Annotated in this window: 19 protein-coding genes; 10 read left to right on the forward strand and 9 right to left on the reverse strand. The window is 53.9% G+C overall.

Translation table 11 applies throughout. The annotated features are described in order from the left end of the window. Window positions 1-114: 114 nt before the first annotated feature. Complete coding sequence (locus OGX92_RS10120; protein WP_003830053.1) at window positions 115-1,077, forward strand: Rpn family recombination-promoting nuclease/putative transposase; 963 nt, start codon at window positions 115-117, stop codon at window positions 1,075-1,077. 51 nt (window positions 1,078-1,128) lie between these two features. On the opposite strand, the gene OGX92_RS10125 is transcribed toward OGX92_RS10120, so the two are convergent. Further along, on the reverse strand, window positions 1,129-2,541 hold the full coding sequence (locus OGX92_RS10125; protein ID WP_003830051.1) for an aminotransferase-like domain-containing protein: 1,413 nt from the start codon (window positions 2,539-2,541) through the stop codon (window positions 1,129-1,131). Window positions 2,542-2,718: 177 nt separating this feature from the next. Between OGX92_RS10125 and OGX92_RS10130 the strand changes: the two genes are divergently transcribed. From OGX92_RS10130 to OGX92_RS10155, 6 genes are all read left to right on the forward strand, one after another. Continuing rightward, window positions 2,719-2,883 carry a DUF1127 domain-containing protein gene (locus OGX92_RS10130; RefSeq protein WP_003019180.1) on the forward strand — a complete coding sequence of 55 codons (165 nt, stop codon included), beginning with the start codon at window positions 2,719-2,721 and terminating at the stop codon, window positions 2,881-2,883. Between the two features lie 148 nt (window positions 2,884-3,031). After that, a complete protein-coding gene (locus tag OGX92_RS10135; protein WP_003830047.1) occupies window positions 3,032-3,496 on the forward strand; it encodes a MarR family winged helix-turn-helix transcriptional regulator in 465 nt (154 codons plus the stop codon). Between the two features lie 5 nt (window positions 3,497-3,501). Further along, window positions 3,502-4,569: an HlyD family secretion protein gene (locus OGX92_RS10140; protein ID WP_286586506.1), complete on the forward strand. Its 1,068-nt coding sequence runs from the start codon at window positions 3,502-3,504 to the stop codon at window positions 4,567-4,569. Then, entirely contained in the window at window positions 4,559-5,623 is a 1,065-nt protein-coding gene (locus OGX92_RS10145) for a DUF2955 domain-containing protein (RefSeq protein WP_048215011.1), read from the forward strand. Before OGX92_RS10140 ends, OGX92_RS10145 begins: the two co-directional genes overlap by 11 nt. A gap of 151 nt (window positions 5,624-5,774) precedes the next feature. After that, the gene (locus OGX92_RS10150) at window positions 5,775-6,062 is read left to right on the forward strand and encodes a BrnT family toxin (RefSeq protein ID WP_003830043.1); all 288 of its coding nucleotides are present in this window, start codon (window positions 5,775-5,777) and stop codon (window positions 6,060-6,062) included. After that, the gene (locus tag OGX92_RS10155; RefSeq protein ID WP_286586509.1) at window positions 6,049-6,351 is read left to right on the forward strand and encodes a BrnA antitoxin family protein; all 303 of its coding nucleotides are present in this window, start codon (window positions 6,049-6,051) and stop codon (window positions 6,349-6,351) included. The genes OGX92_RS10150 and OGX92_RS10155 overlap by 14 nt, the downstream gene beginning before the upstream one ends. 112 nt (window positions 6,352-6,463) lie before the next feature. Here the strand turns inward: OGX92_RS10155 and yjiA are convergent, their stop codons facing one another. From yjiA to OGX92_RS10175, 4 genes are all read right to left on the reverse strand, one after another. Further along, window positions 6,464-7,420, reverse strand: coding sequence for a GTPase (gene yjiA / locus OGX92_RS10160; protein ID WP_003830040.1), 957 nt, complete (start codon window positions 7,418-7,420; stop codon window positions 6,464-6,466). A 12-nt stretch (window positions 7,421-7,432) separates the two neighbouring features. Beyond that, entirely contained in the window at window positions 7,433-7,627 is a 195-nt protein-coding gene (locus tag OGX92_RS10165; RefSeq protein ID WP_003830038.1) for a YbdD/YjiX family protein, read from the reverse strand. Window positions 7,628-7,733: 106 nt separating this feature from the next. Beyond that, window positions 7,734-9,884: a pyruvate/proton symporter BtsT gene (btsT, locus tag OGX92_RS10170; RefSeq protein ID WP_003830033.1), complete on the reverse strand. Its 2,151-nt coding sequence runs from the start codon at window positions 9,882-9,884 to the stop codon at window positions 7,734-7,736. Window positions 9,885-10,297: 413 nt separating this feature from the next. Beyond that, window positions 10,298-10,840 (reverse strand): hypothetical protein, encoded by a 543-nt coding sequence (locus OGX92_RS10175; RefSeq protein ID WP_003830032.1) that lies wholly within the window; start codon window positions 10,838-10,840, stop codon window positions 10,298-10,300. A gap of 191 nt (window positions 10,841-11,031) precedes the next feature. Between OGX92_RS10175 and tsr the strand changes: the two genes are divergently transcribed. Then, window positions 11,032-12,693 (forward strand): methyl-accepting chemotaxis protein, encoded by a 1,662-nt coding sequence (gene tsr, locus OGX92_RS10180; RefSeq protein ID WP_063941063.1) that lies wholly within the window; start codon window positions 11,032-11,034, stop codon window positions 12,691-12,693. A gap of 231 nt (window positions 12,694-12,924) precedes the next feature. On the opposite strand, the gene OGX92_RS10185 is transcribed toward tsr, so the two are convergent. The 3 genes from OGX92_RS10185 to OGX92_RS10195 form a co-directional block, all read right to left on the reverse strand. Further along, window positions 12,925-13,440: a GNAT family N-acetyltransferase gene (locus OGX92_RS10185; RefSeq protein ID WP_063941064.1), complete on the reverse strand. Its 516-nt coding sequence runs from the start codon at window positions 13,438-13,440 to the stop codon at window positions 12,925-12,927. A 52-nt stretch (window positions 13,441-13,492) separates the two neighbouring features. After that, window positions 13,493-14,854, reverse strand: coding sequence for an MFS transporter (locus tag OGX92_RS10190; RefSeq protein ID WP_003830025.1), 1,362 nt, complete (start codon window positions 14,852-14,854; stop codon window positions 13,493-13,495). Window positions 14,855-15,067: 213 nt separating this feature from the next. Then, window positions 15,068-15,982 (reverse strand): GntR family transcriptional regulator, encoded by a 915-nt coding sequence (locus OGX92_RS10195; protein WP_286586510.1) that lies wholly within the window; start codon window positions 15,980-15,982, stop codon window positions 15,068-15,070. A gap of 137 nt (window positions 15,983-16,119) precedes the next feature. Between OGX92_RS10195 and OGX92_RS10200 the strand changes: the two genes are divergently transcribed. Together OGX92_RS10200 and OGX92_RS10205 are read left to right on the forward strand one after the other, a co-directional pair. Next, on the forward strand, window positions 16,120-17,142 hold the full coding sequence (locus OGX92_RS10200; RefSeq protein ID WP_032942306.1) for a zinc-binding alcohol dehydrogenase family protein: 1,023 nt from the start codon (window positions 16,120-16,122) through the stop codon (window positions 17,140-17,142). Between the two features lie 13 nt (window positions 17,143-17,155). After that, window positions 17,156-18,601, forward strand: a complete 1,446-nt coding sequence (locus OGX92_RS10205) for a tagaturonate reductase (protein ID WP_286586512.1) — start codon at window positions 17,156-17,158, stop codon at window positions 18,599-18,601. 105 nt (window positions 18,602-18,706) lie between these two features. On the opposite strand, the gene opgB is transcribed toward OGX92_RS10205, so the two are convergent. Beyond that, a complete protein-coding gene (opgB, locus tag OGX92_RS10210; protein WP_149335427.1) occupies window positions 18,707-20,998 on the reverse strand; it encodes a phosphatidylglycerol--membrane-oligosaccharide glycerophosphotransferase in 2,292 nt (763 codons plus the stop codon). Window positions 20,999-21,043 lie beyond the last annotated feature (45 nt).

Raw genomic sequence — 21,043 nt, forward strand, 5'->3', positions numbered from 1 at the left:
ACATAAGGGCGTTGTTATCCCGGAAATCGCCTCGTAAAGAGAGAAAGTTGCAGGTGAGGATGTGGTTTTCCGGCGCTACAGTCATGGCATCTTATTTTCAGGTGAAGGATCGCCATGAACAAAGCTTCCGCTTTAACACCGCATGATGCGGTTTTTAAAACATTTTTACGTCACCCTGAGACTGCACGGGATTTTCTGCAAATACATCTTCCCGCTTCGCTGCGCGAGCTTTGCGATCTTCAGACGCTTAAACTCGAGTCAGACAGTTTCGTTGAAGAGAATTTACGTGCGTACTATTCCGATGTGCTGTGGTCGGTGAAAACGACGGATGGGGATGGATATATTTATGTAGTGATTGAACACCAAAGCACACCGGATGCGCATATGGCATTCAGACTGATGCGCTATGCGGTAGCGGCCATGCAGAAACATTTAGATGCCGGGCATCAGCAGTTGCCGCTGGTGGTGCCGATGCTGTTTTATCACGGCGCTAAAAGCCCGTACCCTTATTCGCTGTGCTGGCTGGATGAGTTTGCCAACCCGAAGCTGGCTCGTCAGCTGTATGCTGCGGCGTTTCCGCTGGTGGATATTACGGTTATTCCGGATGACGAAATTGTGCAGCATCGACGTATGGCGCTGCTGGAGTTAATCCAAAAACATATCCGTCAACGCGATCTTATGGGATTGGTTGAGCAAATTGTTTCCCTGCTACTTACCGGACTGACTAATGACAGCCAGATAAAGACACTGTTTAATTATATTTTACGAACTGGCGATGCACCTCGATTCAGTGAGTTTATTCGCGGGGTTGCCGAACGTTCACCGCAGCACAAGGAGCATTTGATGACGATTGCGGACAGATTGCATGAGGCAGGATTTCAAAAAGGATGGCTTGAAGGTAAGCAGGAAGGTAAACAAGAAGGCAAAAAAGAAGGCAAACAGGAAGGGCTAATAAAGGGACGACGTGATGAGGCGCTACGTATTGCCCGCACCATGCTGGCAGATGGCATCGATATCAGCACGGTACAAAAAATCACCCGACTTTCCGTTGAAGATATTCAGGGCGTAAGCCATTAGAAATGACTTAAACCGTGCAATCGCCTGCACGGGAGCACCGGGTGGTCCGGTTTACTCTATTGCCGTTTTTACCGCCTCGCCGAGCTTCTGCATTACTTCCCGATGCTTCTCGTTTGGCGGCAACGCGCAGTTGATGCGCACACAGTTGCGATACTTCCCCGATGCGGAGAACAGCGAACCCGGCGCAACCTGGATTTTCAGGCGACAAAGCTGCTTAGCGACACAGACCATATCGACCTGGAGCGGTAGCTCGACCCACAGCATAAAGCCGCCTTTTGGTCGGGTGATGCAGATCCCGCAGGGAAAGTATTCCCGTACCCAGCAGGTGTAGATTTCCATATTGCGCTGATAAATCTGGCGCATACGCCGGATATGCCGATGATAATGACCTTCGCGCACAAAGGAAGCCGCTGCCAGTTGCGTAGCGGGAACGTTAGTTCCAATGACGGCGTACTTCATGTGCAGCAGTTTGTTGTAATAGCGACCGGGCACCACCCAACCCACACGCAGACCGGGGGCGACGGATTTGGTAAACGAACTGCAGAGTATTACCCGACCGTCGCTGTCCCAGGAGTGGATCGTGCGCGGGCGGGGATACTCTGTGGCCAGTTCGCCATACACATCGTCTTCAAAAATCACAATATCGTGCCGTTGGGCGAGGGCGAGCACCGCCCGTTTACGCGCATCCGGCATAATAAATCCGAGCGGATTGTTGCAGTTTGGAACCAGCAGCATACCTTTGATCGGCCACTGATCCAGCGCCAGCTCCAGCGCTTCAATGCTGATCCCGGTATCCGGATCGGTTGGGATCTCAATCACCTTGATCCCTAAGCCGCGCAGTAGCTGCATCGTGCCGTAGTAGGCCGGTGATTCAACGGCGACAATATCTCCGGGCTGGCAGACCGTCAGCAGCGCCAGCGACATTCCGCTCTGACTGCCGCTGGTGATCACAATATCGTCTGCATTGACCACTGAACCGCCGTCCAGCATCAGCCGTGCAATCTGCTGACGCAGTTCACGGCATCCGGATATTTCATCGTAGCCCAGTATCGCGCGCAGATTATGCTGCGCCACGCGGCTGAGCTCGCGCCACAACGGCTTCAGGCTCGGTTGATCAATGTCGGGCACGCCGCTGCTAAACGGAATTATCGATTTGTCCGCGTTGCCCTTTAGCATATCCAGCACCTGATCCCACTGGGTGATTTCGACCGGACGCTGTACCGGACGCGACATCGGTGGCACGGGTGGCTGCGCTTTTTGTGGCGCGACAAAATAACCGGAACGTGGCTGGGGCGTGATCAGCTGGCGCTGTTCCAGAGTCTGATACGCCTGCTGGACGGTGCTGATGCTGACCCCATGCTCCTGGCTCAGGCTGCGAACCGAGGGCAGTTTTTCGCCATGGCGATACAGCCCCTGCTCAATGCGTTCGGCCAGCAGATTGGCCAGATGTTGGTAACGCGTCATGCTGTATCCCTCATGGGTACCATACAGATTAAAAAATCAGTACAGATTGGCGTGAAAAAAGCGATGCAGAACTCTTTTTAACCAATCTGTATGTTAAATAAAAGTACTTTGTGAGTCTGTATTGTTTTAGGCCAGATCCGTGAAGATAAAGCCTCTGGCAAGGCGGGGAGGCAAGGTATGGAATTTCACGAGAATAAAGCAAAACAGCCGTTTATTGGGTTTGTACTGATCTGGCGGGCATACAAGGCGTGGCGGCTTCGAGCGCAAACGCGGCGCTTATTGCAACAGATGAGCGATGAGCGGCTGCGGGACGTCGGGCTGCGACGCGATCAGGTGGAGTGATTTTCTTTCATCGACAGAGGCTGGGGGGTTATCGTCCCGGCCTCTTTTATATTCACGATATTTATCAATTCATGCTTCTGGATAGCCTGTTCCTTGATACTTACCATGATAAGTATTATTTTCTTTTCAGCGATGAGGGGAAAATAAGATGACTGAAGATGAACTGTTTGCCCGCCGACCAATGGGGATGCGCATGGCAATGGTGGTGCGCCAGTGGCGGGCCATTATTGATGCTGCCATCACCGATACAGGCCTGACGCAGTCCAGCTGGACGGTACTGATGCAACTGTATCAACTGGGAGACAACGTCTCAGTCAGTGAACTGGCACAAATGCAGGGCATCGAACTGCCGCCGCTGATGCGCACCCTCTCGCAGCTGGAAAAGCAGGGCTATCTGCTGCGTTCCACATCGCCTTATGACAAACGCATCCGCCTGCTAACGCTGACCGCGCAAGGCCGCGCAAGGCTGGACGAACTCAACCGGGTGATAGAGACATACCAACATCGCGTCACCTGCACCATCCCTGAGGCGGAACTCGCTTCCTTCAGCGCCACGCTCAATCAAATCGCCTGCAATCTGCGGACAATCCGCGAAGAAGACAATCAACACTAAAAAATATGATGACCCCAGAACAAAAATTTGCCCGTTGGGTAAGGGTGAGTATTGCCGCTTTCCTGGTAATATTCGCCTGGTTTATCGTTGCCGATATCTGGATCCCGCTGACGCCGGACTCCACGGTGATGCGTGTGGTAACGCCCGTTTCCTCACGCGTTTCCGGCTACGTCTCGCAGGTGCATGTACACAATAATAGCCAGGTGAAGAAGGGCGATTTGCTGTACGAACTGGATCCGACGCCGTTTATCAATAAGGTCGAGGCTGCGCAAATCGCCCTTGAGCAGGCGAAGCTGAGCAATCAACAGCTGGATGCGCAGATAGCTTCCGCGCGCGCCAACCTGCGCACCGCGCAATTCAACGCCCATAACGATAAGACCACCCTTGATCGCTATCAGCGCCTGAGCGCCATGCAGAACGTGTCGCAATCCGATCTCGACAAGGTGCGTACCGCCTGGCAGACCAGCGAGCAGTCGGTGGCGGCGCTGAATGCCAGTATTCAGAACCTGCTGATCCAGCGCGGCGAGCGCGATGACAAGCGTAACGTGACGCTGCAAAAATACCGTAACGCGCTGGAAGAGGCGCAACTGAACCTCGGCTGGAGCAAAGTATTTGCCCAGACCGACGGTACGGTGAGTAACCTCCAGCTTAGCCCCGGACTTTACGCCACCGCCGCCACGCCGCTACTGGCGCTGGTCAGCCATCAGACCGATATCGTGGCTGACTTTCGCGAGAAAAGCCTGCGCCACACTCGGGTAAATACCGATGCCGCCGTGGTGTTCGATGCCATGCCGGGCAAGGTCTTCTCTGCCCGCGTCACCAGCAGCGATGCCGGTATTCTGGCGGGTCAGGAGCAGGTTAACGGCCAGTTGTCGCAACCGGAACAGTCTACCCGCTGGGTGCGCGATGCTCAGCGTATGCGTATTCACGTCGTGCTAAACGAACCGCTCGACACGCCGTTACCGACCGGGGCGCGCGCCACGGTACAGCTGTATAACAGCGAGGGGATGTTCGCCCGCACCTTTGCCGGAGCGCAGATCCATCTCGTTAGCTGGCTGCATTATGTCTATTAACACGCTGGCCCACGTCTTTACGCCGCACGGGAACATTGTCTACACCGCCAATGATTTTCGCCAGACCCTGCGTATCTCCGTTGCCGGGACAATCGCGCTGAGTATCTCGACATTCTACAACGTGCAGTACGGCGTATTTTTTGTGGTTTATCCGCTGATGCTGCTGTCGCTGGTGCCGGTGTTCAACCGCCATGTGGCAACACAGTTTGTGTTCAGCGCGGCGGTTAACTGTGTCGAAATGGTGCTGATCGTCGGCTATCTTTCACAGTGGCCGCTGGTTATGACACTGGTGGTGTTTGGCCTGTACGTGATGCGTTTTCGTTTTATGAGCAAAGGCCCGCTGTTTCTGCTCGGCTCGATGGGCGTGGTGTGCCAGAGCACGATGCTCAACTTTATGAGTTATCCCACCACCAACTGGCATACGCTGATGTTCTCCAATATGGAAGCCTGCGTCATGGCAGTGGCGCTGAGCGCGCTGCTGCATTATCTGATCCCGGACGTAGAACCTCGCCAGCCGCCACCGCGCATTGAGAAAGATGCCGCCCGGGTGCGCCATGAATCGCTGCTTTCCGGTACGGTGGCGACGATGATTTTTGTTGTCTTCCAGATCTGTGATTTGAGTGATTCGCTGTCGGCACTGATGGCAGGCATTTTGATCCTGTTTCCGATGCACTATCGTGGCGCGGTGATTAGCTCGATCTGGCGCGTGGTTGGGGTGGTGCTGGCCTGCCTGTATATTCTGCTGGTACAGCTGCTTATCTATGATTTCAGCAACCATATGGTGCTGATGATGCCACTGATTGGCCTCGGGCTGGCGTTCAGCGCCCGCCTGCACGTAATGGAAAAAGTCGGCGCAGGCGTGGGGTTTGCCAGTATCACCACCATCGGCATTATGTTTGGCCAGAACCTGCACCCGGATCAGGACCTGGTGTTCAGCGATCTGTACCGCATCACCTCCGTCACCGTTGCGCTGGTGGCAACGCTCACCATGGTGTTTCTGGTACACCGGGTGTTGAACTGTTTTGCCGCGACGCGATTTGTGATTACCGAGTGAGTGGGGCAAGTGCCGGATGGCGGCCGCGCCTGATCCGGCCTACAAAATTCAATTCCTGATCGTCAAATTGTGAAGCTATTTCCAACAACCGAGGTATAATTGCAAGATAATTGTATATACGTTTTTGTATATACAATTAGGGATGAAATACATGCCAATGGAGTTTGAATGGGATGCAAACAAAGCACAAAGTAACCACCGTAAACATGGTGTTCGCTTTGAGGACGCAGTATTGGTTTTCGACGATCCCCGGCATTTGTCCAGACAGGATCGTTATGAGAACGGTGAGTATCGGTGGCAGACCATCGGTCTCGTTCATGGCATTGTGGTTATTCTGGTTGCCCATAGCGTTAGGTTTGAAAGTGGCTTTGAAGTCATTCGTATCATCAGTGCCAGAAAGGCAGACAGTAAAGAGAGGAATCGTTATGAGCATGGTTAAACATAAACGCGGCAGCGTATCCGCGCTGAGTGCTCAGCATGAGGCTGAACTGAAGGCGCTGGCGAATAAACCGGATGATGATATTGATTACAGCGACGTTCCCGTGACCGAAGATGAGCAGTGGTCAGAGGCTCATCGCGGTAAGTTTTTCCGTCCGTTGAAAACGCAGGCATCGGTGCGCATTGATGCCGATGTGATGGAGTGGCTAAAGCGCCCCGGGAAGGGTTACCAGATACGGCTGAATGCTATTTTGCGCGAGGCTATGCTGAGAGAGCAAAACAAGAAATAGCCTTATACTGGGGCAGTAAGTGCCGGATGGCGGCTGTGCCTTATCCGGCCTACGGGGAAGTGCTATTTCCAGGCCCGGTAAGCGTAGCGCCACCGGGCAATTCAGCAGGGGATTACTTCTTCAATCCCGCAAATGCCGCTCTGATCTCGTCTTCCGGCAAATTAATGCCGATAAACACCAGTTGGCTGTGCGGTTGCTCGTCGCCCCACGGGCGGTCCCAGTCGGCGCTGTACAGGCGCTGCACGCCCTGGAACAGCAGGCGGTTCGGCTCGCCTTCAATCCACAGCATGCCTTTATAGCGCAGCAGCTTCTCGGCGGATTCCAGCAGCAGGTTTTCCATCACTCGCGACACGTCGCTGATGTTTACCGGGTAATCCAGCTCGACGACGATCGAGGAGATATCGTTTTGCTTGTCGGCGATAAAGTGGAAGCGCGGTTTGGCGCTGACCACGTTCTCTTCCAGCATAAAACCGTTGGTGTCGAACAATTGCGCGAGGTCGATATCGCCATGCGTCACGGTGTAAATCGGCGCACGGGCGTTGATGCGCGACAGGCGCTCACGCAGTTTTTCGCTTTCACCCGCGACGTCGGTTTTGGTCAGCAGGATCCGGTCGGCGTAGCCGACCTGCGACTGGGCGATGGTGAACTGGTTCATCTGCTCGTCGGCATGTACCGCGTCAACCAGCGCAATTACGCCGTCCAGCAGGTAGCGTTCGCAAATCACTTCATGGGAGAAAAAGGTCTGGATGATCGGGCCGGGATCGGCCATGCCGGTGCATTCGATCACCAGACGGTCGAAATTGATGGCGCCTTTGTCGAGGTTATCGAGCAGGTCTAACAGTGCGTCTTCCAGCTCACTGGAGCGGGTACAGCAAATGCAGCCGTTGGTCAGGGTTTTGATCTGCGTGGCGCGATCGCCAATCAGCTGATCGTCCACCGAGACTTCGCCGAATTCGTTTTCGATAACGGCAATCTTGTAACCGTGCTGCTCGTTGAGAATATGGCGCAGCAGGGTGGTTTTACCCGCGCCAAGAAAACCGGTGAGTAGGGTAACTGCAATCGGGGTCATTCACTTCTCCTTCTAACAGCAACTGCTTCCGCCGCTACCGTAGCGGGCTTCCTGGCGCTCGCGGAAGAATTCTTCGTAGGTCATGTACGGCTTATCGGGATGGTTGGTCTTCATGTGCTCGACGTAGTTGTCGTAGTCCGGAATACCAATCAGCATTTTCGCCGCCTGACCGAGATATTTTTTTGCCTGACCTAAAGTACCAAACATGGAACGCCCTGTTAATGAATAAAGCCGGATGGCGGCTTGCGCCTGATCCGGCCTACGTTAACTTTACTTTGTAGGCCGGGAGCGCAGTGCGCCACCCGGCTTCAGGTTAGTGGTGTGAAGAGGTCTTCACGCCGCCTTCCGGCACCGGTACATACGGCGTCTCTTTATCAGAGCGACCGTTGATGGCGCGGGCTTTCTGCCAGGTACGGAACCCGTAGAAAATGATGCTGTACACCACCACCAGGAACAGAATACTCAGACCTGCGTTGGTGTAGTTGTTGACGACGATGTGGTTCATGTTGGCAATCTGCTGAGCGGTCAGTTCGCCGCCGTTAGCAATCTTCTCTTTGTACTGATTCGCCATGAAGAAGAAGCCTTCCATCTGCGGGTTGGTGCTGAACAGTTTCAGACCCAGCGCCCATGTGGTGCAGATAAGCAGCCATACTGCCGGAACAACGGTAACCCAGATGTATTTGGTGCGCTGCATTTTAACCAGTACCACGGTGCCGAGAACCAGTGCCACGGCAGCCAGCATCTGGTTAGAGATACCGAACAGCGGCCACAGGCTCTTAACGCCGCCCAGCGGGTCAACAACGCCTTGATACAGCAGGTAACCCCACAGGCCTACGCAGCCCGCAGTACCGATGATACCCGCAACCAGAGAATCGGTTTTCTTCAGGAACGGCACGAAGTTACCCAGTAAATCCTGCAGCATAAAGCGGCCAGAACGGGTACCGGCATCCAGTGCGGTCAGGATGAACAGCGCTTCAAACAGAATACCGAAGTGGTACCAGAAGCCCATATCAGCCATCGGCAGCACTTTGTGGAACACGTGAGCGATACCAACGGCCAGCGTCGGTGCGCCACCTGCTCGGTTCAGAACGGACGGTTCACCGATGTCTTTCGCGGTTTGCAGGATCTGCTCAGGCGAAATGACGAAGCCCCAGGAGCTGACGGTCGCTGCCGCATGTGCGGTGACGTCTTTCAACTGCGCCATAATCAGCGGTGCGTTTTCGCCGCTCATTTCATGCAGGTTCGGCATGGTGATGCCAAGGCCCGCAGGCGGGGTGTTCATCGCGAAGTACAGACCTGGTTCGATGATAGACGCGGCAACCAGCGCCATAATTGCGACGAAGGATTCCATCAGCATCGCGCCGTAACCGATAAAGCGCGCATCGGTTTCACAGGCCAGCAGCTTCGGTGTGGTACCGGAAGCAATCAGCGCGTGGAAGCCAGATACCGCACCACACGCGATGGTGATGAACAGGAACGGGAACAGAGCGCCTTTCCACAGCGGACCGGTACCATCAACGTACTGGGTCATCGCTGGCATTTTCAGTTCCGGGTTGAGGATAACAATCCCCACCGCCAGACCGACGATAACGCCGATTTTCAGGAAGGTAGCCAGATAGTCGCGCGGGGCGAGGATCAGCCATACCGGCAGCAGCGCAGAGATAAATGCGTAGCCGATCAGGGTAAAGGTAATGGTGGTGTCTTTAAAGGTCAGCGCCGGGCCCCAATACGGGTCGTGCGCAATCACGCCGCCGAAGTAGATAGAAGCTACCAGCAGCACAATACCAATCACCGACACTTCGCCCACGCGTCCCGGTCGCAGGAATCGCATGTAGATCCCCATGAACAACGCGATAGGTACGGTTGAGCAGACGGTGAACACACCCCACGGGCTTTCTGCCAGCGCTTTCACTACGATCAACGCCAGTACTGCGAGGATGATGATCATGATTAAGAAGCAGCCGAACAGCGCAATGGTTCCCGGGATCGGGCCCATCTCTTCTTTGATCATCTCACCCAGAGATGCGCCGTTACGGCGGGAAGAGATAAACAGCACCATGAAGTCCTGTACCGCACCGGCCAGCACGACGCCTGCCAGCAGCCACAGCGTACCGGGCAGGTAGCCCATCTGCGCGGCCAGTACCGGCCCAACCAGCGGACCTGCACCTGCGATAGCGGCAAAGTGGTGACCAAACAAGACGTTACGGTTGGTTGGAACGTAGTTCAGACCGTCATTGTTGATGACCGCCGGCGTGGCACGCGTTGGGTCAAGTTTCATCACCTTTTGGGCGATGTACAGGCTGTAGTAACGATAGGCCACCAGATAAACAGAAACTGAGGCGACCACGATCCACAGGGCACTAATGTGTTCACCCCGACGTAATGCCACTACCGAGAGGCAGAATGCACCGATGATTCCGAGAATCACCCAGGGTATGTGCTTGAATATCTTTTTCGTATCCATAGTAAAACCTGGTTTTTTACCCGTTATACTTCAAGTTGTATGTGCGTTGGCTTCATTCGCTCACCCCAGTCACTTACTTTTGTAAGCTCCTGAGGATTCCCTCATTTGCCGCCTTCTTACAACTCGAATTATCTAGGGTACCTATTAATAATTGGCCGAAGCCGCGTGGGTTTGATCTTGTGTTTGAGGAGGTTATTTGACTGCTATGTTGGGGGGATCTTGCCAGAGAATTACGCGCGTAAAGTAAGGTAAATAAGTGAGCGGTTGTATGTCAGCTTAAGCGGTCCCAAGTGTCAGTGAGCGGTAAACTGCGGGGGGAACGGGGAAATTTATGTGATTGAGATCACGGCAATATAGCGTTTGCCTGTCTACATGCCGTGTTTTCTCACTGACAAAGCACCTCACTGAGAGACTCAGATTACGATATAACAGTAAGGCGTATGTTCGATGTCTCTGAGCAACACATGTTTCTTACGTGATTTAGTCAGGTAATATTTTTCATCCAGATAGTAGTCAATGAGTTCATCGAGACGCTCTTTATCTATGCGGGGCGTTACCCCCAGCGTCCAGAAGCTACGCAGCTCTAATTCCGAACGTTTGATTTTTGCGCTTTTAACCAAATCAGCAATCATATTTCTGACGCAGCTTGTCGGATCCTGGTTCTGTTTGAGTTCAAGCGCAATGTAGCTATCTTGCGTCCAGCCTTTTTTCCGCAACAAGAAATCTGCACGCACTGACAAACGCTGTGGATTTTTCCGGAGATCGCAAGCAAGAGTTTGTTCACGCCACCATTCATGACCCGTCGAAGCCAGCAGATTGGCAAATTCTATCTGCATCCAGACTTCCCAACCGGAGATGTTGTACTGATCGATGATATTGAGCTTTTGGCGAATATCTTCACGTTCAAAAAAGTGGTGTGCGAGGGTGGATAGGTGATCAAAATCGCGATTTAACATAGAAGCATCCTTTCCTTCAAAAACCGGAATCCTACACCTAGGACGTAATGGAACGACTAATTTTTTGCGTAATTTGTCATAGGGAACGGTATTTAATGTGAAAACGATAATTCTGTGGCAATTGCTGGCACCATAAAGTTTTCTCTTTCCAGGCCGAAAACCAGAGTATCTGTCTAGCGGAAAGAGAAAACATGTTAAAACGAATGAAGATTGTTACCAGCTTACTGCTGGTATTGGCGCTATTTGGCCTTTTACAGCTCGCCTCGGGCGGCTTGTTTTTTAACTCACTTAAGAATGACAAAGAGAACTTTACCGTTCTGCAAACCATTCGCCAGCAACAGTCTGCGCTGAACGCCACCTGGGTTGAGCTGCTGCAAACGCGTAACACCCTGAACCGGGCAGGCATTCGCTACATGATGGATCAGAGCAATATCGGTAGCGGCGCGACCGTTGCCGAGCTGATGCAGGTGGCGAGTACGGCGCTGAAGCTGACGGAAAAAAACTGGGCGATTTACGAGTCGCTCCCGCGCGATCCGCGCCAAAGCGAAGCCGCTTTCCAGGAGATCAACCGCACCTATGACATCTATCATGGTGCGCTGGCGGAGCTGATCCAGTTACTGGGTGACGGGAAGATCAACGCATTCTTTGATCAACCGACGCAGAGCTATCAGGATGGCTTTGAGAAGCAGTACATGAGTTACATGCAGCAGAATGATCGCCTGTATGACATCGCGGTGGAAGATAACAACAGCTCTTACAGCCAGGCGATGTGGGTGCTGATCTGCGTGCTGATTACCGTACTGGCGGCGATTATTGCGGTGTGGTTTGGTATCAAGCTGACCCTTATCTCCCCAATGAACCGTCTGATCGACAGCATTCGTCATATCGCCAGCGGTGATCTGGTGAAACGTATTGAAGTGGAAGGGTCCAACGAGATTGGGCAACTGGCGGAAAGCCTGCGTCACATGCAGGGTGAGCTGATGAATACCGTGGGTGACGTGCGTAACGGTGCCAACGCGATTTACAGCGGTGCCAGCGAGATTGCGATGGGCAACAACGATCTCTCCTCCCGTACCGAGCAGCAGGCGGCTTCCCTGGAAGAAACTGCGGCCAGCATGGAACAGCTGACGGCGACCGTTAAGCAGAACGCCGAAAACGCGCGTCAGGCCAGCCATCTGGCGCTGAGTGCTTCTGAAACCGCGCAGAAAGGCGGCAAAGTGGTGGATAACGTGGTGCAAACCATGCGTGACATCGCGTCCAGTTCGCAGAAAATCGCCGACATTATCAGCGTCATCGACGGCATTGCCTTCCAGACTAACATTCTGGCACTCAATGCCGCAGTAGAAGCCGCGCGTGCGGGTGAGCAGGGCCGTGGATTTGCGGTGGTTGCGGGTGAAGTACGTAACCTGGCCCAGCGTAGTGCGCAGGCCGCGCGCGAGATTAAGAGCCTGATTGAAGACTCGGTCAGCCGCGTGGATGTTGGTTCAACGCTGGTAGAAAGCGCCGGTGAAACCATGGATGAGATCGTCAATGCGGTAACCCGCGTGACCGATATCATGGGTGAAATCGCCTCTGCTTCTGATGAACAGAGCCGCGGTATTGACCAGGTTGGTCTGGCCGTTGCCGAGATGGATCGCGTGACGCAGCAGAACGCCTCGCTGGTGGAAGAATCCGCCGCCGCCGCTGCGGCGCTGGAAGAGCAGGCCAGCCGCCTGACTCAGGCCGTTGCCGTGTTCCGTATTCAGCATGACCAACAGCGTGCTCGCGATGTTGCGACAGCAAAACCGGTTTCAACGGTCCAGCCGCGCAAAGCCGCGGTAACGGATGCCGGGGATAACTGGGAAACGTTCTAAGCCTGTGATGCCGGATGGCGCTGTCGCTTATCCGGCCTACGGGAAAGTTACGTGGTTGCCGGATGGCGCTGTCGCTTATCCGGCCTACGGGAAAGTTACGTGGTTGCCGGATGGCGCTGTCGTTTATCCGGCCTACGGGGAAAGATACGTGGTTGCCGGATGGTGCTGCCGCTTATCGGGCTTACCGGAAATGTTACGTAGGCCCGATAAGGCGTAGCCGCCATCGGGCAATTAGCGCAACATCAGATGCATGGCGCAGCGCGATTCAAATGCCAGTCCATGCGCTGCTTCCTCTTCTCTTTTCTGGCGCAACTTTGCAGGCAGCGTCTCGTCAGCCAGTATTTCAAATCCCAGTCGCGCGTACCATGGCACATTCCACGGCACATCGCGGAAGGTGGTCAGCGTGAGCGACGTGTAACCTTTCTTGCGCGCCTGTTCGGCAACATACTCAATCAATCTGCGGCCAATTCCTTTTCCCTGCCACTCCAGATGCAGCGACAGTTCAGCAATAAACAGCGATGACCCCAGCGTTTCGGCAACCAAAAAACCGACCGGAAGCGCATCGACCTGCGCCAGCCAGCTCATGCCTGCGGCGGCAAAAGCCTGATGCTGAGCAGCCGATAAAATCTGGTCTTCAGCAATCCACGCCAGTTCGGGGATGAGTAAAAAACGTTGCCCCGCAGATCGTTCGATGGCGGGAAGAGCGGCAGTATCTGCCAGGGTAGTGGCGCGCAAGGTGATGTTCATACGAGGAGCATAACATGCCCGATAAACGTGGTGTTATCGGGCATCTGGAGGATTAATCTTTACGCGGATCGCTGATGGGTTGGCGAACCAGGAAGATGTAGGCGAGGGCACCCACCATGGTGACGCAGCCGCAGATGATCAGCGCCAGGCGGAAAGAGTTGGTGGTATCAACTATAAAACCGGTGACGATCGGTGCGAACGACGCGCAGATAAAGCTGGCAAAGTTCTGGATACTGCCCACGGAAGCGGTCATACGTGAGGCGACGGCGACGTGGATCAGACCCCAGCACGAGGTACCTGCGAAGTGGATACAGAACAGCGCCATACCGATCAGTAACACGGCGGCCATTGACGTTGTGGCCTGCGGCACGACGAAGGTGAAGGCTGCGGAGCAGAACATCCCGGCGATAATACAAATCTTACGGCTCTTAATCGGCGCCATACCGCCTTTCACCAGCCAGTCGGTGACAAAACCGTTAATTAGCATGCCGGCTGCGCCAAACAGGAACGGGATCGCCGCCATTAATCCGGTGCTTTTTAAATCCAGGTTGTAGGAGGTTTGCAGGTAGCCCGGCAGCCAGGCCAGGTATAGCCATGCGGTATAGTTGATGCCGCTAAAGCCCAGCATCATGCCCCACATGGTACGGTTGCGGAACAGGCTGCGCCATTCGGCAAAGCTCAGCGGATCGCGGCGGGCATTGACGCTACCGGCGTTCAGGTACGCTTGTTCCGTAGCGCTCAGCTCAATTTGCTCGCGGTTGCGATACAGCATGTACCAGCCGATGGCGAGGAAAATACCCAGCACGCCAATGGTGATGAACATCCAGCGCCAGCCCATTACCAGCATCATGGCAGCCAGAATCGGCGGGCTAATGGCAACCCCGATGGTGGAGGCGGCGTTGAATAATCCCATCGGGCGGCCGCGCTCTTTGATGTTAAACCAGTCGTTGATGACCTTTACGCCGCACGGGTTCATTGGCGCTTCGCCGATCCCCATCCCGATACGCACCAACACAAACTGGGTGAAGCTGTGCACCATGCCGGATAGTGCCTGAAACAGCGACCAGAAGAACATCCCCAGTCCCAGCATAATGCGCGGACCTTTGCGATCCAGCAGCGGACCGCAGGGCAGTTGCGCAATACCGTAAGCAAGAGAGAATACCGACAGCAGCACGCCGATTTGCGTGGCGCTCAACCCCAGTTCTTCACGAATCGTTAAGTTGGCGACCGACAGTGAGCTGCGGTCGAGGTAATTAATCACCGCAGCAAAAAATAATAAAATCATTGCTGTGGTCTGGATACGTTTAATTCGGCTACTGCGTTGCACCATGCCCTCAGGCGGAACATTAATATCCGCAGATGACGACGTGCCAAACGAAGAACTTGGGTCGAGGGTAATATTATTTTTTTCCACGCCGGACTCCTGAACCTCAATAATTTATTTTTCACACAGCAGGACTGTGCAGTATTGAAAAAATACCAGTGATGAATCAATTTGCTCATCACTGCTCACAAAAGTTTTTAATGCAGTCGACTTAGCGTGAGCATAGGCAAGAGGTATTTTTCAGGCGTTTTTATTTTTATAAAATCGTGCTCCCGGTAATGATTTGCTGTTTTTTATCGGTACTTAATGAGCGACGTTACAACCCTGGTTGATGGAGCGAATCATCGATTGTTTGGCTGAATTCAAATGGTTACAGAGCGCGAGGGTGGCATCCAGGTCGCTGCGACATATTAGCGCGCTGAGGATGGTCATATGCTCATCAATGGCAATGATGTTACGCTGCTTGAGGTCGCTCTCATCCCACTGATAGTGGAAGTGGAAAATCACGGAGATGATTTCAAGTGATTGATTAAAAAATACATTATCGGCAGCAGAGAGTAGCAAAGCATGGAACTCACGATCTAACTGCGAGAACATGCGAAAGCTGCTGCCAATGCTGTCGCGTAGGATCCGATGGCGCTCCAGCAGCGTTTTAGCCTGCAACCAACGCGGGTCATCGTCAGGCAGATTGAGGAAATGCTGCAGAGAATGCGTTTCCAGCATCTCTCTGAGTTCAAACAGCTGTTCCGCATAGGCCTGATCGAACTGCTTCATGCTCCACTGACCGCGTTTTTCGTTTTTAATCAGGTTGTAACGTTCGAATTTTAAAAGATATTCCCGTACTACCACCGGGCTGACGCCTGCAGCTCTGGCAAGCTGCAGTTCGGAGAAGCTCTCGCCTGCACGCAGCTGTCGCTGGTTGATCATGGTGAAAAACGCCTGTTCAAAAATCCGGTTTTGCTCGGTCATGGAGGCGGTGGTGCAGGCAAAACCATCGTCATGGTCGGGTTTTCGCACGATGACGTAGTGGCTGCCGACCTGGGTCAGAACGCCGCACTCGCATAAGTGGCTCAGCATATGGCGCACGGTGGTGCGGCTGATGTTGTACATCTCCGCCAGTGCGCTTTGTGAGGGGAGTGGGGAAGGGATATGACCACGCGCCATATCATCGATTATCTGGTTAATCACATTGTGGCGTAAGTTCTGCGAACGGCTCATGGCTTCTCCTTTTTATCTATTAAAACCCGATTTAAAACATTTTTATGCGCTGGGATTCACAGATTGTGTTTCTGCTTTCTCCGTCTTTTTTATTTTCGTTGATATCTGAGGCAACAAAAAAACAGGAGAGCAGAATCATGTCTACGATGAATACGTTGATTTGCCAGGAACCTAAAAAATTAGTCTGGAAAGAGCGCGAAATACCTATTCCGGGTGAGGGTGAAGCATTAATTAAAATTAAGTCGGTAGGAATTTGTGGTACCGATATTCATGCCTGGGGTGGCAATCAACCTTTTTTCAGCTACCCGCGTGTATTAGGGCATGAAATATGTGGGGAAATTGTCGGTCTGGGTAAGAATATACAGAATCTGAAAAATGGTCAGCAGGTGGCGGTTATTCCTTACGTGGCCTGCCAGCAGTGTCCGGCATGCCTGAGCGGGCGCACCAACTGCTGCGAGAAGATTTCAGTGATTGGCGTGCACCAGGATGGCGGTTTCAGTGAATATCTGTCCGTTCCGGTGACCAACCTGCTGGATGCGCAGGGGATTGACCCACAGGCGGCGGCGCTGATTGAGCCTTATGCCATCAGCGCCCATGCGGTACGCCGGGCGGCGGTGGCTCCGGGTGAGCAGGTACTGGTGGTCGGTGCGGGTCCGATTGGTCTGGGGGCGGCAGCGATTGCCAAAGCCGATGGCGCACAGGTGGTGGTCGCCGATACCAGTCCAGCACGCCGGGAGCACGTGTCTTCCCGGTTGGGACTCCCGGTTATCGACCCATCCGCTGAAGATTTTGATGCGCAGCTGCGCGCTCAGTTTGGCGGTTCGTTGGCGCAAAAGGTTATTGATGCCACGGGGAATCAGCATGCGATGAACAACACGGTGAATTTGATTCGTCATGGCGGCAGCATCGTTTTCGTTGGGCTGTTCAAAGGCGATTTGCAGTTCTCTGACCCTGAGTTCCACAAGAAAGAGACCACCATGATGGGCAGTCGCAACGCCACGCCGGAAGATTTCGCCAAAGTGGGCCGTTTGATGTCGGAAGGCAAACTGACCGCTGACATGATGCTTACGCACCGTTACGCGTTTGCCACACTGGCAGAAATCTACGAACGGGATGTGATTAACAACCGTGAGCTGATTAAAGGCGTGATCACGTTCTGAGAGGGGAAATGCGATGAAGACATTGAATCGACGTGATTTTCCGGGGGCCAGCTACCCAACGCGCGTGATCCAGTTTGGTGAAGGAAACTTCCTGCGGGCGTTTGTTGACTGGCAACTGGATATCCTCAACGAGCAAACCGATCTGAACGCTGGCGTGACCATCGTTCGCCCGATCAATACCGATTTTCCGCCGTCGCTGAATACCCAGGACGGGCTGTATACCACGCTTATTCGCGGGCTAAACGAGCAGGGCGAGGCGGTGAGTGAGGCGCGGCTTATCCGTTCGGTGAATAACGAAATCAATCCGTATCAGGATTTCGCGGCGTATCTGGCGCTGGCGCACAATGCGGACATCCGTTTTGTGTTTTCGAATACCACCGAAGCCGGAATTAGCTATCACGCAGCGGACCGTGTGGATGACGCGCCGCCGGTGAGTTTTCCGGCCAAGCTGACACGCCTGCTGCTGGAGCGCTTTAACCACTTTGCGGGCGCGGTGGATAAGGGCTGGGTAATTATCCCGTGCGAGCTTATCGACTATAACGGTGAGGCGCTCAAAACGCTGGTGCTGCGGTATGCGCAGGAGTGGCAACTTCCTCCGGCATTTGCCGACTGGGTGGAGACGGCAAACACGTTCTGTTCCACGCTGGTCGACCGTATTGTCACCGGCTATCCGCGTGAAGAAGCCGCTGCGCTGGAGGCTACGCTAGGCTATCACGATGCATTTCTCGATGCCGCGGAGCATTTTTACCTGTTTGTGATCCAGGGGCCGCAGTGGCTGGCAGAGGAGCTGAAGCTGGCGCAGTGTCCGCTGAATATCCGGGTGGTGAGCGATATCAAACCGTACAAAGAGCGCAAGGTCGCTATCCTCAATGGTGCGCATACGGCTCTGGTGCCGGTCGCGTGGCTGTGCGGGCTGGAGACCGTTGGTGAGGCGATGCAGGATGCTGATGTCCGCCGCTTTGTCGAAAGAGCGATTAGTGAGGAGATTATTCCGGTGTTGGATCTCCCGGCGGACGAATTGCGTGAATTTGCCGACGCGGTGAGCGGGCGTTTTCAGAACCCCTACATTCGCCACCAGTTGTTTTCCATTGCGCTTAATGGGATGACCAAATTCCGCACCCGAATTTTGCCGCAGCTGCTGGCGGGTCAGCACAATGGGCGCTGGCCCGTGCGGTTAACGTTTGCCCTCGCTGCGCTGCTGGCGTTTTATCGTGCAGAACGCGACGGGGAACGCTATCCAATACAGGATGATGAGCAGTGGGTAAGCCTCTATGCCAGCCTGTGGCCGCGAGTTGGCAATGATTTAACGCTGCGTGAACTGGTGGATGCCGTGCTTGGCGATGCGGCGCACTGGGGAGAGGATTTGACGTTGTTACCTGGCCTTGCCGGGCAGGTCACGGCCAATCTGGAGATGATTCTGGTGCAGGGTATGCGCCAGACGGTGAAAGGTCTGGAATAAGGTTGCCATGCAGCGCCCGGTGTGGTGTTGGGCGCTGTTTTTTTTCAGACAATACATTCGGTTAACGATAGGTCTGATAAGCAAAGCGCTATCAGACCTATCATGTTACGAACCCTGAGCCACGACTTTGATTTCAACCATTCCGATCCCCAACTTACGCGGTGAGTGACCGAGAATATTGCCCTCGTTGGTGGCGACCGGATCGGGTGGAACAATTACCAGCGTATCGGCATCAGCCGGGTTATCAAAATGTAAGATGGTGGTGGTGACGTCATGGCCTAACACCAGCGTCTGTTCCTCGTTGCCAACGCGCACGGGAATAGGGCGATTAGCATTGTCGCCGAAGGCTTTCGCGGTAATGACCAGATCGAATTTCTTCGGTAGCGGGGCTTTGTACTCAATCGTTACTTCTTCGCTGAGCTGCGCATTGGACCAGCGTCCCCAGGATTCGGGGCGTGAAATACCGCTAAACTGTTTGACCTCTTCCGGCGCGCCCGCCACGTTGAAAACGAAGCTATCTGCTTTGTAGCGAATGTCATTATCGACAATTTTCAGCGTATCGACGTTACCTTTATAGCGCTCCATGTCGATCACCGTGTCTTTAAATACGGTTTTACTTTTCCACTTAGCTTTATCGACGTGCTGTACGATTTGCTGCCCGCCCAACTGCCCCTGTGATACGCACCAGTCGGTAGAAAGCGCCAGCTCCGGCGCCCACAGTTGCGCCATTTTGTAGCAGCGATCGACCCAGACGAAGTTATCGCGTGGGGCGAAATCTGCCAGTTGGAAGCGCAGCGGGGCCGAGTATTCGCTTTCCGGCAGCGGCTCGACGCGTTTGTCCGATACGCGCAGCAGCAGCGGCAGGCGGAAATGACTGCCGGAGAAAGAGATCATATTTTTGTCCTGGTCGACGGTGAACTCTTTCATCTCTTTCGGGAAATTCCACAGGCGAATGATATCGGGCTTCCACGCCAGCATTTTTTCTTTGATGTTCAGGAACACTTCCGACACGGATTCGCTCGACAAGCTGCTGCGGCCAAGGCCGATAAAGTTATCGCCGCCGAGAATATCCAGTACCGTTGCGCCGTTATCCATCGTGTTACGTTTCACCGCCAGCGTGTCCTGTTGCGGTTGATCGCCGCGCAGCACGAAGAACAGGTTGTTGCGGTCCTGCTTGTTCAGATACTTCCATGCGGTGTTGTTCATCGCCAGATGATCGGAAGACACCACGATAACGGTATCTTTAAACCACGGCGATGCTTTGATTTTATTGATAAATTCGGCAATGTTTTCCTGGCTGCAGCTGACCGCGCTGAACGATTGGTTGGCCTTCCCGTCGATGTCATAACGTTTACGGTTGCAGCTACGGGAGATAAAACCATCCGGATGATGGGTATCCACGGTCAGGGTAAACAGTGAAAAACGCTGGCCCGAGCGCGAAAGCTCTTCGAATTTTTTCCACGCTTCGTCCAGCACGGTATCGTCGTAGAAGCCCCAGTCGTTACGATAGGTCGGGTCCGCCACCACGCTTTTTAACTCTTCCGCACCATACAGATGGTCAAAGCCGTGAGATTTCAGGAACACGTCTTTGCCAGCAAAGCGCAGGTTGGCACCCTGCACAAAGTAGTTCTGATAGCCGGAGTTTTTCAGGATATCGCCCAGACAAATATTGTTAGGGAAGAAACTTGAAACAGACGCAGAGGCGTTGCCTTCAAACGGCGCAAACAGCGGAATACCGCACTGGGAGGCGACCATGCCCGCGATGGTGTAATCCGTACCCGGCAGCTGCATGGTGTTGCTGAAATCCAGACCTTCGTTTTTCAACGCGCCGAGTTCCGGGGTCAGATCCGGGAATGCGTCGTTATTAAAATAGGTGCGTTCGAGGCTTTCGCCGTAGATATAAACCAGGTTCAGCTTCGGGTTGGGAATGGTTTTTGATGGCTCTTTATAATACGTCGGGAAATCCGGGTCGCCATCGCGTGACTGCGACTTCACCAGTTCGGTTATCTGGTGAAACGCTGGGCTGGCGTCAACGGAGGCCAGCGCCAGCAGCAGGGCCAGCAGACTGTAACCCACGTGATGCGGGTGATGGCGACGGCGGCGCAGAACCCAGCCGAGAGCGACAAAAACGGTCGTCAGCGCCAGCGCGATCCCAACGCCCGGCAGGATATATTTGCCGATACCTGCACCGGTCAGGCTGTTGGTCAGCGTGTACAGAACCGCGTCATTGATCCCGTCGCCGGTGAAATAGTCACTGGCGTACAGCGTGATATTCAAGACAATAAAAATCCCCAGCACCGTTAACGTGGCGGCAAACCACCAGGTGTTGCGACCCGCTTTCCAGGCATAAATCAGCACTGAAGCGAGAAACAGAGTGATGGAGATTAATTCTGACAACGGTCGATCCTCAGTAAACCGGGCAATTGCCTGGCAGGCTAATCA

Origin of the sequence: Citrobacter sp. Cpo089 (assembly GCF_030332695.1) — a bacterium.
GTDB classification, from domain to species: domain Bacteria; phylum Pseudomonadota; class Gammaproteobacteria; order Enterobacterales; family Enterobacteriaceae; genus Citrobacter; species Citrobacter portucalensis.

Bases quoted from the DNA above. Each gene is read 5' to 3' on its own strand.
- yjiA (WP_003830040.1), bottom strand. From the start codon at position 7,420: ATGACCCCGATTGCAGTTACCCTACTCACCGGTTTTCTTGGCGCGGGT.
- OGX92_RS10140 (WP_286586506.1), top strand. From the start codon at position 3,502: ATGATGACCCCAGAACAAAAATTTGCCCGTTGGGTAAGGGTGAGTATT.
- OGX92_RS10185 (WP_063941064.1), bottom strand. From the start codon at position 13,440: ATGAACATCACCTTGCGCGCCACTACCCTGGCAGATACTGCCGCTCTT.
- OGX92_RS10120 (WP_003830053.1), top strand. From the start codon at position 115: ATGAACAAAGCTTCCGCTTTAACACCGCATGATGCGGTTTTTAAAACA.
- OGX92_RS10145 (WP_048215011.1), top strand. From the start codon at position 4,559: ATGTCTATTAACACGCTGGCCCACGTCTTTACGCCGCACGGGAACATT.
- OGX92_RS10205 (WP_286586512.1), top strand. From the start codon at position 17,156: ATGAAGACATTGAATCGACGTGATTTTCCGGGGGCCAGCTACCCAACG.
- OGX92_RS10200 (WP_032942306.1), top strand. From the start codon at position 16,120: ATGTCTACGATGAATACGTTGATTTGCCAGGAACCTAAAAAATTAGTC.
- tsr (WP_063941063.1), top strand. From the start codon at position 11,032: ATGTTAAAACGAATGAAGATTGTTACCAGCTTACTGCTGGTATTGGCG.
- OGX92_RS10165 (WP_003830038.1), bottom strand. From the start codon at position 7,627: ATGTTTGGTACTTTAGGTCAGGCAAAAAAATATCTCGGTCAGGCGGCG.
- OGX92_RS10150 (WP_003830043.1), top strand. From the start codon at position 5,775: ATGCCAATGGAGTTTGAATGGGATGCAAACAAAGCACAAAGTAACCAC.
- OGX92_RS10175 (WP_003830032.1), bottom strand. From the start codon at position 10,840: ATGTTAAATCGCGATTTTGATCACCTATCCACCCTCGCACACCACTTT.
- OGX92_RS10130 (WP_003019180.1), top strand. From the start codon at position 2,719: ATGGAATTTCACGAGAATAAAGCAAAACAGCCGTTTATTGGGTTTGTA.
- OGX92_RS10125 (WP_003830051.1), bottom strand. From the start codon at position 2,541: ATGACGCGTTACCAACATCTGGCCAATCTGCTGGCCGAACGCATTGAG.
- OGX92_RS10195 (WP_286586510.1), bottom strand. From the start codon at position 15,982: ATGAGCCGTTCGCAGAACTTACGCCACAATGTGATTAACCAGATAATC.
- OGX92_RS10155 (WP_286586509.1), top strand. From the start codon at position 6,049: ATGAGCATGGTTAAACATAAACGCGGCAGCGTATCCGCGCTGAGTGCT.
- OGX92_RS10135 (WP_003830047.1), top strand. From the start codon at position 3,032: ATGACTGAAGATGAACTGTTTGCCCGCCGACCAATGGGGATGCGCATG.
- btsT (WP_003830033.1), bottom strand. From the start codon at position 9,884: ATGGATACGAAAAAGATATTCAAGCACATACCCTGGGTGATTCTCGGA.